This window comes from Pseudomonas sp. DCA-1 (assembly GCF_046523955.1).
GTDB classification, from domain to species: domain Bacteria; phylum Pseudomonadota; class Gammaproteobacteria; order Pseudomonadales; family Pseudomonadaceae; genus Aquipseudomonas; species Aquipseudomonas putida_Y.
The window spans coordinates 2,566,698-2,578,697 of record NZ_CP169881.1 but is presented as its reverse complement, the minus strand read 5'-3'; the positions used below and the strand labels follow the sequence as shown (position 1 = coordinate 2,578,697).

The 12,000-nt window shown below is 62.7% G+C and carries 12 protein-coding genes; 8 read left to right on the top strand and 4 right to left on the bottom strand.

Translation table 11 applies throughout. The annotated features are described in order from the left end of the window. Positions 1-26 precede the first annotated feature (26 nt). The 3 genes from csiR to ACE4QZ_RS12090 all read left to right on the top strand — a co-directional run bounded on the left by csiR (position 27) and on the right by ACE4QZ_RS12090 (position 2,846). A complete protein-coding gene (gene csiR, locus ACE4QZ_RS12100) occupies positions 27-722 on the top strand; it encodes a DNA-binding transcriptional regulator CsiR (protein ID WP_021782394.1) in 696 nt (231 codons plus the stop codon). Positions 723-796: 74 nt separating this feature from the next. After that, complete coding sequence (locus ACE4QZ_RS12095) at positions 797-1,477, top strand: response regulator transcription factor (RefSeq protein WP_003248078.1); 681 nt, start codon at positions 797-799, stop codon at positions 1,475-1,477. Continuing rightward, positions 1,455-2,846, top strand: a complete 1,392-nt coding sequence (locus ACE4QZ_RS12090) for a sensor histidine kinase (RefSeq protein WP_274101615.1) — start codon at positions 1,455-1,457, stop codon at positions 2,844-2,846. Before ACE4QZ_RS12095 ends, ACE4QZ_RS12090 begins: the two co-directional genes overlap by 23 nt. A 129-nt stretch (positions 2,847-2,975) precedes the next feature. On the opposite strand, the gene cysS is transcribed toward ACE4QZ_RS12090, so the two are convergent. Together cysS and ACE4QZ_RS12080 are read right to left on the bottom strand one after the other, a co-directional pair. Then, positions 2,976-4,358 (bottom strand): cysteine--tRNA ligase, encoded by a 1,383-nt coding sequence (cysS, locus tag ACE4QZ_RS12085; RefSeq protein WP_021782392.1) that lies wholly within the window; start codon positions 4,356-4,358, stop codon positions 2,976-2,978. 9 nt (positions 4,359-4,367) lie between these two features. Further along, a complete protein-coding gene (locus ACE4QZ_RS12080; protein WP_021782391.1) occupies positions 4,368-6,071 on the bottom strand; it encodes a glutamine--tRNA ligase/YqeY domain fusion protein in 1,704 nt (567 codons plus the stop codon). Between the two features lie 247 nt (positions 6,072-6,318). Between ACE4QZ_RS12080 and ACE4QZ_RS12075 the strand changes: the two genes are divergently transcribed. Then, complete coding sequence (locus tag ACE4QZ_RS12075) at positions 6,319-6,819, top strand: peptidylprolyl isomerase (RefSeq protein WP_021782390.1); 501 nt, start codon at positions 6,319-6,321, stop codon at positions 6,817-6,819. After that, complete coding sequence (locus ACE4QZ_RS12070; protein WP_103444507.1) at positions 6,816-7,538, top strand: UDP-2,3-diacylglucosamine diphosphatase; 723 nt, start codon at positions 6,816-6,818, stop codon at positions 7,536-7,538. Before ACE4QZ_RS12075 ends, ACE4QZ_RS12070 begins: the two co-directional genes overlap by 4 nt. Before the next feature lie 86 nt (positions 7,539-7,624). Here ACE4QZ_RS12070 and ACE4QZ_RS12065 read toward each other — a convergent pair whose 3' ends face one another. Then, a complete protein-coding gene (locus ACE4QZ_RS12065; RefSeq protein WP_101196648.1) occupies positions 7,625-9,934 on the bottom strand; it encodes an acylase in 2,310 nt (769 codons plus the stop codon). 195 nt (positions 9,935-10,129) lie between these two features. On the opposite strand from ACE4QZ_RS12065, the gene ACE4QZ_RS12060 reads away from it, so the two are divergent. Next, positions 10,130-10,504, top strand: coding sequence for a fe2+ zn2+ uptake regulation protein (locus ACE4QZ_RS12060; RefSeq protein WP_021782387.1), 375 nt, complete (start codon positions 10,130-10,132; stop codon positions 10,502-10,504). Between the two features lie 36 nt (positions 10,505-10,540). Here the strand turns inward: ACE4QZ_RS12060 and ACE4QZ_RS12055 are convergent, their stop codons facing one another. Then, positions 10,541-10,729, bottom strand: coding sequence for a hypothetical protein (locus ACE4QZ_RS12055; protein ID WP_003248064.1), 189 nt, complete (start codon positions 10,727-10,729; stop codon positions 10,541-10,543). A gap of 150 nt (positions 10,730-10,879) precedes the next feature. On the opposite strand from ACE4QZ_RS12055, the gene ACE4QZ_RS12050 reads away from it, so the two are divergent. Both ACE4QZ_RS12050 and ACE4QZ_RS12045 read left to right on the top strand, forming a co-directional pair. After that, on the top strand, positions 10,880-11,338 hold the full coding sequence (locus tag ACE4QZ_RS12050; RefSeq protein ID WP_103444508.1) for a hypothetical protein: 459 nt from the start codon (positions 10,880-10,882) through the stop codon (positions 11,336-11,338). A 251-nt stretch (positions 11,339-11,589) separates the two neighbouring features. Then, a complete protein-coding gene (locus ACE4QZ_RS12045; protein WP_021782385.1) occupies positions 11,590-11,970 on the top strand; it encodes a Mor transcription activator family protein in 381 nt (126 codons plus the stop codon). Positions 11,971-12,000 lie beyond the last annotated feature (30 nt).

Sequence of the window (12,000 nt, the reverse complement as noted above, 5' to 3'; positions counted from 1 at the left end):
GGCAAAACGTTTTGAGGAACAGGATCTTGGAAGCGCTCGCCCCCCGACAAAACTCAGCATTCAGCGGGTATGAGAGGCTCAAACAGGACATCATCCGCGGGGTGTTCAAGCCCGGTGAAAAATTGCTGATGAGCGCCCTCAAGGAACGCTACGACCTGGGTGTGGGCCCGCTGCGCGAAGCGCTGTCGCAACTGGTGGCCGAGCACCTGGTCAACGCGATCAGCCAGAAAGGCTACCGGGTAGCGCCCATGTCGCTGGATGAGATGAACGACATCTACGACGCCCGCGCCAACCTGGAAGCGATGATCATTGCCCTGGCCATCGAGCGCGGCGACGACGCCTGGGAGGCGTCTGTGCTGGCTCACTCGCATACCCTGGCCAAGGTGGTGGAAGTGAAAACCCGCGAGCAGCGGCTGGATGTATGGGACGAGCGGCACAAGGCGTTCCACACTGCCATTGCCTCGGGCTGCGGCTCCAAGCACCTGCTGCAGGCACGCACCTACCTGTTCGACCAGGCCGAGCGCTATCGCCACCTGTGGCTGACGCAGACGGTGTTTTCCGAACAGGCGCTGGCACTAAAGCGCCAGGAGCATGCGGCACTGGTCGAGGTGATCCTCGCCCGTGATGCCAAACGCGCCAGTGCCATGATGCGTTCACACCTGATGACACCGGTGCCAATCATCGCGCAGATCATGCATGCCGAAGGCATTGGCGCACGCTAGATGAATTTTTCTTAAATCGCCGGTTGTCTATTCTTTGGCACAATCAAATCTCCATTAGATGCCCGGGAACCAGCATGCCTCGCGTACTGACCATCGAAGACGACGCCGTCACCGGCCAGGAAATCGTCGCCGAACTTACCAGCCACGGCCTGGAGGTGGATTGGGCCGACAATGGCCGTGAAGGCCTGGCCAAGGCCATTGCCGGCGGCTACGACCTGATCACCCTGGACCGTATGCTGCCCGAGGTCGACGGCCTGACCATCGTCACTACCCTGCGCAACCTCAAGATTGCTACGCCGATCCTGATGATCAGCGCCCTCTCCGACGTCGATGAGCGGGTGCGCGGCCTGCGTGCCGGCGGAGACGACTACCTGACCAAGCCGTTCGCCTCCGACGAAATGGCCGCGCGAGTCGAGGTATTGCTGCGCCGCAACAGCGTGCCCATGACCCAGACCCGCTTGCAGGTTGCCGACCTGCAGCTGGACCTGATCAGCCACGAGGCGCGCCGCGGTGACAATACCCTCAACCTGCTGCCCACCGAGTACAAGCTGCTGGAGTACCTGATGCGCCACAGTGGCCAGGTGATCACACGGATGATGATTTTCGAGGAAGTCTGGGGCTATCACTTCGACCCGGGCACCAACCTGATCGACGTGCACATCGGCCGCCTGCGCAAGAAGATCGACTCCCCCGGCCAGTCGCCGCTGATCCGTACGGTACGGGGCTCCGGCTATGCCATTGCTGAACCCGTCTAAGGGCTGGAGCTCCTCTACCAGCCGCCTGCTGGCACTCTACAGCTTTCTGTTCGTGGCCTGGAGCAGCATCCTCATGGGGGTGCTGTATTTCGAAGTGTCCAGCTACCTGAGCAAACTCACCCGTCACTCCATGCTGCAGCGCCAGCACCTGTTCGCACACATGAGCGGCAAGCAGCTGGACGATGCCCTGATTGCCAGCCAGGCCTTCGAGGAGCGCAGCTTTGACGCCTACGGCCTGTTCGACCCCCAGCTCAACCCGATTGGCGGCAGCGTGCGGGCCTTGCCCCCAGAGCTCAGGCTGGACGGCAAGATCCATGAGTTGAAACGCTGCCTGGATGCCGACGATCCTCGCATGCCTCGCGACAGCTGCGACGCAGTGGCAATCAAGGTACAGGATGGCCGGTGGCTGGTGCTGGTGCGTGACAACGGCTCGCTGTTCGTGGTTACCCGAATCATCCTGCACGCCCTGCTCTGGGGCATCTCGCTAACTCTGATACCGGGTTTTGCCGGTTGGTACCTGCTAAGGCGCAGGCCGCTCAAACGTATACGTGCGATCCAGGCCCAGGCCGAACTGATCGTCGCCGGCGACCTGACCCACCGCCTGCCTCTGTCGGCCCGCCGTGACGAGCTGGACATGCTTGCGGCGATCGTCAATGCCATGCTCGACCGTATCGAACGACTGATGCACGAGGTCAAGGGTGTGTGCGACAACATTGCCCATGACCTGCGCACACCGCTGACCCGCCTGCGCGCCCAGCTGTACCGTATTCGCCAGCAAAGCGCCGTGGATTCTGCGCAAGCCGAAGCACTGGACCAGGCCATCGGCGAAACCGACACCTTGATGGCGCGTTTTCGCGGGTTGTTGCGCATCAGCGAGCTGGAAGACCGCCAGCGCCGCGCCGGCTTCGTCCAGCTTGACCCGCATGAACTGCTGGTAGAACTGTACGATTTTTACCTGCCGTTGGCCGAGGATGGCGGCATTCACCTGCAATTGCACCAACCTGCGCAGCTACCGGCACTGCACGGCGACCGCGAACTGCTGTTCGAGGCCTTGGCGAATCTGGTGGGCAACGCGATCAAGTTCACACCCGAGGGGGGTCGTGTGCGCATAAGCGCTACGCTGGATGACAACGGCGTGCACATGGCGATCGAGGATAGCGGGCCTGGAATTCCCGAAGCAGAGCGAACGGCCGTACTGAAACGGTTCTATCGCAGCGATGAAGGCCACCGCCATGCCGGCTTCGGGCTGGGGCTGTCGATCGTGGCGGCGATCGTCGACCTGCATGGGTTCGGGCTGGAGATTGGCGAGAGCGAATTGGGTGGGGCCAGGCTGGTACTGCACTGCCCGCTTGCGGGTCTAGCGAAGTAAAAGCAGGGGCCGCTTTGCGGCCCTTCGCGGACACGCCCGCTCCCACAGGGATAGCGCACACTTGAAATGTCGCGCCAACCTGTGGGAGCGGGCGTGCCCGCGAAGGGCTGCAACGCAGCCCCAGTTACTTCAGTCAGCCAGACGCCAGGTAGTCGTGCCCTTGCTGTCTTCCAGCACTACACCCATGGCGGTCAGCTGATCGCGAATGCGGTCGGACTCGGCCCAGTTCTTGTCCGCACGTGCCTGCAGGCGCGCCTGGATCAAGCCCTCGACTTCAGCCGCATCGACCTTGCCTTCGGCACCGGCACGCAGGAAGTCATCGGCCTCCAGCTGCAGCACACCCAGCACATCCCCCAGTTCACGCAGTCGACCGGCCAGACCGGCAGCCGCTTCCGGGTCGCTGTCACGCAGGCGGTTGATCTCGCGCACCAGGTCGAACAGAACGGCACAGGCTTCGGGGGTGCCGAAGTCGTCGTTCATCGCCACGCTGAAGCGCTCGACAAAGGCTTCGCCACCCTTGGCCGCCACCCGTGGCAGGCCGCGCAGGGCGTGGTAGAAGCGCTCCAGTGCGCCCTTGGCATCCCGCAGGCTGTCTTCCGAGTAGTTGATCGCGCTGCGGTAGTGGCTGGCCACCAGCAGGTAGCGCACCACCTCCGGGTGGTACTTCTCGAGCACGTCGCGGATGGTGAAGAAGTTGTTCAACGACTTGGACATCTTCTCGCCGTTGATACGGATCATGCCGCAATGCATCCAGGCGTTGGCGTACTGCTTGCCAGTGGCCGCCTCGCTCTGGGCAATCTCGTTCTCGTGGTGCGGGAACTCCAGGTCGCTGCCGCCGCCGTGAATGTCGAAGCTCTCGCCCAGGCAGCAGGTGGACATCACCGAGCACTCGATGTGCCAGCCCGGGCGACCCGGGCCCCATGGCGATTCCCAGCTCGGCTCGCCCGGCTTGACGCCCTTCCACAGTACGAAGTCGAGCGGGTCCTGCTTGGCTTCGTCGACCTCGATGCGTGCACCGATACGCAGGTCTTCGATCTTCTTGCGCGACAGCTTGCCGTAACCGACGAACTTGCCGACCCGGTAGTACACGTCGCCATTGCCTGGCGCGTAGGCGTACCCCTTGTCGATCAGGGTCTGGATCATCGCGTGCATGCCGGCGATATGGTCGGTGGCACGCGGTTCCTGGTCTGGCGGCAGGATGTTCAGGCGGCGTTCGTCTTCGTGCATCGCGTCGATCATGCGAGCAGTCAGGGCGTCGAAACTTTCGCCGTTCTCGTTGGCCCGGTTGATGATCTTGTCATCGATGTCGGTGATGTTGCGCACGTAGGTGAGCTCATAGCCACTCTTGCGCAGCCAGCGGGTGACCAGGTCGAAGGCCACCATGCTGCGGCCATGGCCCAGGTGGCAGTAGTCGTACACGGTCATGCCGCACACGTACATGCGCACCTTGTTGCCATCCAGCGGCTTGAAGACTTCCTTGGTTTTGCTCAGGGTGTTGTAGATGGTAAGCACGGCGGTTCCTCAGCTGCCCCAGGAGTCACGCAGGGTGACAGTGCGGTTGAACACCGGGCGGCCCGGCTGGCTGTCTTTCAGGTCAGCGCAGAAGTAGCCTTCGCGCTCGAACTGGAAGCGGTCCTCGGGCTGCGCCTGGGCCAGCGACGGCTCGGCACGGCAACCGCTGAGCACTTGCAGCGAAGCAGGGTTGATGTTGTCCAGGAAGCTGCCGCCCTCCTCGGTCTTTTCCGGGTTCGGCGAGCGGAACAGGCGGTCGTACAGGCGCACTTCGCACTCGACGCTGCCCTCGGCCGGCACCCAGTGGATCACGCCCTTGACCTTGCGGCCTTCAGGGTTCTTGCCCAGGGTGTCCGGGTCGTACGAGCAACGCAGTTCGACGATATTGCCGTCTGCGTCCTTGACCGCCTCGTCAGCACGAATCACGTAGCTGCCGCGCAGGCGCACTTCACCGGCCGGTTCCAGACGCTTGTAGCCCTTGGGCGGTTCTTCCATGAAGTCGTCGCGGTCGATGTACAGCTCGCGGGAAAACGGCAGCACACGCACGCCCATGTCTTCCTTCGGGTGACGTGGCAGCTCAAGCTGCTCGACCTGGCCTTCCGGGTAGTTGGTGATGACCACTTTCAGCGGGCGCAGCACGCACATGGCGCGTGGCGCGGTGCGGTCCAGGTCGTCACGGATGCTGAACTCGAGCATCGACATGTCGACCACACCGTCGGAGCGGTTGGTGCCGATCATTTCGCAGAAGTTGCGGATCGAAGCCGGCGTGTAGCCACGGCGACGGAAGCCGGACAGGGTCGACATGCGTGGGTCGTCCCAGGCGTCGACATGCTTCTCGTCCACAAGCTGCTTGAGCTTGCGCTTGGAGGTGATGGTGTAGTTCAGGTTCAGGCGGCTGAACTCGTACTGGCGCGGGTGTGCCGGCACCGGCAGGTTGTCGAGGAACCAGTCGTACAGCGGACGATGCCCTTCGAACTCCAGGGTGCAGATCGAGTGGGTAATGCCCTCGATGGCGTCCGACTGGCCGTGGGTAAAGTCGTAGTTGGGGTAGATGCACCACTTGTCGCCGGTCTGGTGGTGGTGGGCATGGCGAATGCGGTACAGGATAGGGTCGCGCAGGTTCATGTTTGGCGAGGCCATGTCGATCTTGGCCCGCAGCACGCGCTCGCCGTCCTTGAACTCGCCGGCCTTCATGCGGGCGAACAGGTCGAGGTTTTCTTCCACGCTGCGCTCGCGGAACGGGCTGTTCTTGCCCGGCTCCTTGAGGTTGCCGCGGTATTCCTTGGCTTGCTCAGGGGTGAGGTCGCAGACATAGGCCTTGCCACGCTTGATCAACTCGACCGCCCAGTCGTGCAACTGGTCGAAGTAGTCGGAGGCATAGCGCACGTCGCCGCCCCACTCGAAGCCCAGCCATTTGACATCGCTCTGGATGGCGTCGATGTACTCCTGGTCTTCCTTGGCCGGGTTGGTATCGTCGAAACGCAGGTGGCAGACGCCGCCGAACTCCTTGGCCAGGCCGAAGTTGACGCAGATCGACTTGGCGTGGCCGATGTGCAGGTAACCATTGGGCTCCGGCGGGAAACGGGTGACGATGCTGCTGTGCTTGCCCGAGTCCAGGTCGGCCTGGATGATCGGCCGCAGGAAGTTCGCAGGGACAGCGGGGGCGCCTTTGGCAGCGGCGTTGGGCGCGTTGTCGGCAGTGGGCTTGCTCATAGGATCCTTGAATGCGTGTGTCCAGCCTGGGTAGGCCGATTGAATCAAAGGGCCTATCATAGCCGAAGCAGTCAAGCTGCTGACAGCCGCGCCCGGACAAACTGATGTGATTTATCACGGCTTTTTGCCGCAGCCTGGCAAAATGGCCGGTGCGCGCCATGTGTCGCGATCGCCTGATCCTGCGTCTGGTGATAACCCGCGCCCTGCGCACCCTATTTCTGATTGCCTTGAAAGAGCGAGTTTCAGCATGTCCAAAGTCAAACTGACCACCAACCACGGCGACATCGTCCTGCAACTGGACGCCGAGAAAGCGCCGCTGACTACCGAAAACTTCGTTCAGTACGTCAAGGACGGCCACTACAATGGCACCGTATTCCACCGTGTGATCAAAGGCTTCATGATTCAGGGCGGCGGCTTCGAAGCCGGCATGAACCAGAAGAAAACCCGCGCCAGCATCCAGAACGAAGCCGACAACGGCCTGAAGAACAAGAAGTACAGCATCGCCATGGCCCGCACCATGGAGCCGCACTCTGCCTCGGCGCAGTTCTTCATCAACGCCTCCGACAACGACTTCCTCAACCACAGCGGCAAGAACGTGCAAGGCTGGGGCTACGCCGTATTCGGCGAAGTGATCGAAGGCCGTGAAGTGGTCGACGCCATCGAAAAGGTCGCCACCGGTTCCAAAGCTGGCCACCAGGACGTACCGGCAGACGACGTGATCATCGAGAAAGCCGAGATCATTGAGTGATTCTGCTGATCTCTGATCTGCACCTGCAAGAAGAACGCCCGGATATTTCCCGGGCGTTTCTTGATCTGCTCGATGGCCGCGCCCGCCACGCCAAGGCCCTGTACATCCTTGGTGACTTCTTCGAAGCGTGGATTGGCGACGATGCCATGACGCCCTTCCAGCAGTCGATCTGCCAGGCCATGCGCCGGCTGAGCGACAGTGGCACGGCCATCTACCTGATGCATGGCAACCGTGACTTCCTGATTGGCCAGGCCTTTTGCGAAGCTGCGGGCTGCACGCTGTTGAACGACCCCAGCGTGATCGAGCTGGGTGGTGAGCAGGTGCTGCTGATGCATGGCGACACCCTGTGCACCCGCGACCTGGGCTACATAAAGATGCGCCGCCTGCTGCGCAATCCGCTGAGCTTGTGGATCCTGCGCCACCTGCCGCTGTCGGCCCGCTACAAGCTGGCACGCAAGCTGCGCAGCGAAAGCCGCACGCAAGTGCGGATGAAGTCCACCGAAATCGTCGACGTCACGCCAGAAGAAGTCCCCAAGGTGATGGCGGCGCATGGCGTGCGCACCTTGGTGCACGGCCATACCCATCGGCCAGCGATTCACAAGCTGATGGTCGACGGCCAGCCGGCCCGGCGCATCGTGCTGGGCGACTGGGACCGCCGCGGTTGGGCCTTGCAGGTTGACGAGCAGGGCTTTCAGCTGGCGCCGTTCGAGTTTTCCTGACGTTACACGGCCGGCCCTTTCGCGGGCAAGCCCGCTCCCACAGGCCCCTGTAGGAGCGGGCTTGCCCGCGAAGAGGCCAGCATGCCTTACTGCTGCGCAACTGCCCCCTTGTCCCGCTCACTGATCACCACTTCCCGATACTCCGGGTCTGCCTTGATCTGCGCCTCGGTAAACGGAATCACCGCCAATTGCTTGGCCGCAAATGCCTTGGTCTGGTCACTGGCATGCGCCGAAGCCTTCTCACTCGACTGGGAAAACGCCAGCAGGCCACGGGCTTCTGGCCCCTTGTCAGTAAAGCTGACCAGTTGCAGGTAGCTGGTGCCACTCACCACCAGCCGCTTGCCCTGCCCGTGCGGCACGCTGTAGATCGCGTTGTACACCCCTAGCGCCTGCGGGCCGCCCGGTACCGGCGTGCCATCAAGGGACTGTTGCACCTGCCCCCACCGTGCCTCTCCGGCAACGCCACTTTCACTGACCTGCTTGAGCGACGCCAGTGCTGCCTGATGTACCCGCCTGCTCACTACCGCCTGCTCGACAGCCAGGCCGCGCGGGGTGTGTTGCGGGTCGGCCGGGTTGAATGCCACTCGCCAGCTTTCCGGGTGCTCGGCCAGCGCACTGAACAGGTTCTGGAAGTGCACCAGGCCCATACCACTGTCGAGGTCGGCCTTGCCGTTCCAGGCGGCAAGGCTGCTGCACACGGCCTGCACATCTGCGCTGGCACCTTTGCACCATTGCAGCAGGTCTGGCAACACCAGGCTGGCCAGGTACACCTCGTCATCGGTGACCATGCGCTGCAGTTCATCTACTCCTAACCGGGCTTTGCCCTGCAGGCGCTGCAAGGCAAAGCGGCCACGCATACCCAGTGGCTGGTCATTGCGGCTGACCAGTGGTGAGTAGCCGGTCAGCGGCTGCGCCGGGTTGGCCATCCAGGCCGGGTCGTTGGAGTTCTGCACGAAGTCGTCTCGCTCCAGGCTTGGCAGCAGCCGCGCCGGGAAGATGCCCGGTTGCGCCGCCTGCGCGTCAACTTTCCACTGGCATGCACTGCGCGAGCCATCCAGCACCACCAGCTGCCCTTGCGCCTGCGGGTTGCTGCAAGCATCCAGCAAGTGCTGGTCGACGTAGGGCACCACCGACTGGTTCAGGTACAAGGCCCGCCCCCCTTCGTCCACCGCCAGCGTGTTGACCCATGGGATACCCTGCAACTGCTCGACCGATCCCCTCAATGCCGCCAGGTTGTCGGCTCGGTTGATCTGGTACCACTGCTGCAACACCCGCGAATTCTCAAGGTTGGCGTCTCGCACGCTGTAGGCCGCCCGCGCATCCCAGTCCAGGCGACCTGGCCATTGCACCACCGGGCCGAACTGCGAACTGTAGACCGGCCGCTCAATCTGGCTCAGGCGGCCATCCGCGCCCTTGACCGCAACACGGAGGGTTTGCCGGGCCATCGGCAGCGACTTGCCATCAAGCATATAGCGCGTCGGGTCTTTGGGGTCGAGTTGCAGGCGATAAAGCGTGAAGTGCTTGGAAGTGTCGACGGTGTGCGTCCACGCCAGGTGTTGGTTGAAACCAATGTTGACCACCGGCAGGCCCGGTAGCGCCGCGCCCATCACATCGAGCTGGCCAGGAATGGTCAGTTGCATCTGGTAGAAGCGCATGCCGCCCATCCACGGGAAGTGCGGGTTGGCCAGCAACAGGCCGCGGCCATTGGCTGAACGCTGTGCGCCTACTGCCACTGCATTGCTGCCGCGCTCTGCGGCGAACCGCGCCTGACGCGCCAAAGCGGCGGCAAAGCCCGCTGACGATTGCTGGCTGGTCAGCGTTGGCGGTTGCGCCCCCGCCAACGCCTCGACGAACTGCCCGACACCGCCCTCGGCCAGTAAACGGCGGGTCAGTTTGACCAGATCCTGGCTGCTGATGGGCCGCACCCACTCACCATCGCCACACTCGGCGGGCAGCCCTTGACGACGGCGTTCGGCCAACGCCCGGTTGTAGCCGCTGGCATAACCCGCCAGCAACGCCTGCACCGGCGCGGGTTGCGCCTGCAGGAAGGCATCGACCGCCGCTGGGCTATTGAGCCAGGTGAAGAACAGGTCGCTGGTCAGGTTGTCACGCTGCTCCAGGGTCTTGCCCTTGGCGCCGAAATAGCGTGAGCGCTCGCCGCTTACGGTCAGCACTTCATTGGCGAGCAGGCACAGGTTGTCCTGGGCGTAGGCATAGCCGACGCCATAGCCCAGGCCACGCTCATCCTTGGCCACGATATGCGGTACGCCGTAACGGGTGTAACGGATCTGGGCACTGGCGTCGGCTGGCGCGGGCTGCGCCTGCACACCGACGCTGAAGGCCACCAGGGCAGCGGCCAGGCCGGCGCAAGTCATGGGACGGCAAAATGGAAACACGGGCACTCCTCGGGTTCGGGGGTCATCCCGATCAGACGAATGGCCAGATGAATATTTTACGTATTACAAGGCGATGGAACGTCTTGATGAGAAACAGGCTTTTTTTCACGAATGGGTTGCAGTTTTTGCGTTCTCATTCGTCCTAGTAAGTGAGCCACCCACATTTCGGGTTCGTCCACGAAAAGGAGCATTCGCATGCACAACCCGCAAACCTCGATCCAGGCCGGGCGCGCGCCAGGCAAAGCGTCCAAGGGACAGGACGTATTTGCTGAAGAACGAATCGGCAACGAACAGATCCGCGAGCTGTTACGCACCTTCGGCCTGCGCACCAGCCTGATCCGCCTCAAGGTTATCGACGCCTTGCACGCCGCCGACCGCAATGGCCGCAGTATTGGCGTGCGCGGGGTGCACGCACAACTGGAACAACTGGATATCCCGCTGTCGTTCCTCAGTGTGCGCGAAGTGCTCAAGCGCCTGTGCACCGAAGGTGTCATACAACTGGGTAGCGACAAATGTTACAGGCTCAACCCCCAGGCGCGCGCCGTACTGGAGCAAACACCCTCGCGCTGAGCGAATGGCCGGCCATGCCTGGCCGGCCCGCGCAGATCAGGGCTTGACCTTGCGCCGCAGAATGCCGTTGATAACCACGACCACCACGGCAATGGCGATGGCCAGCATCTGGAAGGTCTGCTCACTGATCGTGCCCTGCTTCTGCAGGTGGGACAGGCCCAGCATCAGGCCCAGTACCACCAGGATGATCAGAAGTGAATATTTGAGGCGCTGCACATGTGTCATCGAATGTTCCTTGCAACATCAGGGGCAAATGGCTCGCAACGAGCCGCGCAATGATACAACGGTCACCGCCCCCGGCGCTGGATTTCCTGCTGGGTGGGGTGACGTCAGCCTGAAAGCATGGGGCTTCCTAGCACCCACGCCGGAGGCACCATGTACAAACCCCTGTTGTTCGCATCGCTGTTACTGACCCCGCTCTCCCTTCATGCACTGGACACCCAGCAGACGCCGGCCGAACACCTGCTCGAACTGGGCCGCGAGTTGGCCACCCATGCCGGTGCCAGCCAATGGCAACAACTGTGGCAGCGCGTACGCCAGGCCGGCTACCTGCAGCCCGATGCTGCACCGGTACATTTCAGCGTGCCCACTACCCGCTTGCCCGACCTGGCCCGACTGACACTGGCACAGGCCGACCAGGCACAGCCACTGCGTCAGACCCAGGTACTGTACCGCCGCCACTTTGCCGACCAGGTCATCGGCCAGCGCAACGGCCAGCCATTGCACGCGCTGTGCCTGCTGGTCGATTGGCGCACGCTGCCAACGGGCATGCGCGCCACCCCTCAAGCCTATCTGGGTAGCGCCAGCTTGCTGAGCAGCTACCCGTGCGATTGAGGGGTACCGCACCCACTGCGCGTCATTGCGAGTGACCCGACAGGAAACCAGGCGGCACAGACAGATGTCGACGCCATTTCCTACAGCGCCAGATATCGCTGCCTGCAAATCCTGTTCACCGAAACTACAACCCCCAACCCCTATGCCGCCTAGCGACGCGCCTCGGCTGTCGCACAGAATTTGCTCACACCTTCGACATAACGCCGCGGGTGATCGGGTCGCACATCCCATCTACCCCGAAGGAGCGCCATATGCAAAAGCCAGATTTGAGCCAGATCGATATCAGCCAACTGCCCCACTCGCTGCAGGCCCTGATCGACTGTATAGGCATCGAAAACGCCTACCAACTGACCTGCGCCTACGGTGGCAGGCCCAAGTACATCCCCAAGCACCGCGAGCGCACCAAGCTCGCTGACGTGCTGCCGGCCGAAGCGCTCGACGCACTGATCAAGCGCTTTGCCGGGGTCGCCCTGGAGATCCCCAAGGCTGACCACTTTCTGCGTCAGCTGCGCAACCAGCAGATCCAGAAGGAAAGCGCCAACGGTTTGTCCCGCAGCCTGCTGGCCAACAAGTACGGCCTGAGCCTGCGGCAGATCGGCAACATCCGGCGCCAGGAGCTTTGCACGCGCTGACGCCCGAACACCTTGGCTGCTATTTGCGGC

Coding starts and splice junctions, on each gene's coding strand:
- ACE4QZ_RS12075 (WP_021782390.1), top strand. CDS start 6,319: ATGTCCAAAGTCAAACTGACCACCAACCACGGCGACATCGTCCTGCAA.
- ACE4QZ_RS12080 (WP_021782391.1), bottom strand. CDS start 6,071: ATGAGCAAGCCCACTGCCGACAACGCGCCCAACGCCGCTGCCAAAGGC.
- ACE4QZ_RS12050 (WP_103444508.1), top strand. CDS start 10,880: ATGTACAAACCCCTGTTGTTCGCATCGCTGTTACTGACCCCGCTCTCC.
- ACE4QZ_RS12055 (WP_003248064.1), bottom strand. CDS start 10,729: ATGACACATGTGCAGCGCCTCAAATATTCACTTCTGATCATCCTGGTG.
- ACE4QZ_RS12095 (WP_003248078.1), top strand. CDS start 797: ATGCCTCGCGTACTGACCATCGAAGACGACGCCGTCACCGGCCAGGAA.
- ACE4QZ_RS12060 (WP_021782387.1), top strand. CDS start 10,130: ATGCACAACCCGCAAACCTCGATCCAGGCCGGGCGCGCGCCAGGCAAA.
- ACE4QZ_RS12090 (WP_274101615.1), top strand. CDS start 1,455: ATGCCATTGCTGAACCCGTCTAAGGGCTGGAGCTCCTCTACCAGCCGC.
- ACE4QZ_RS12045 (WP_021782385.1), top strand. CDS start 11,590: ATGCAAAAGCCAGATTTGAGCCAGATCGATATCAGCCAACTGCCCCAC.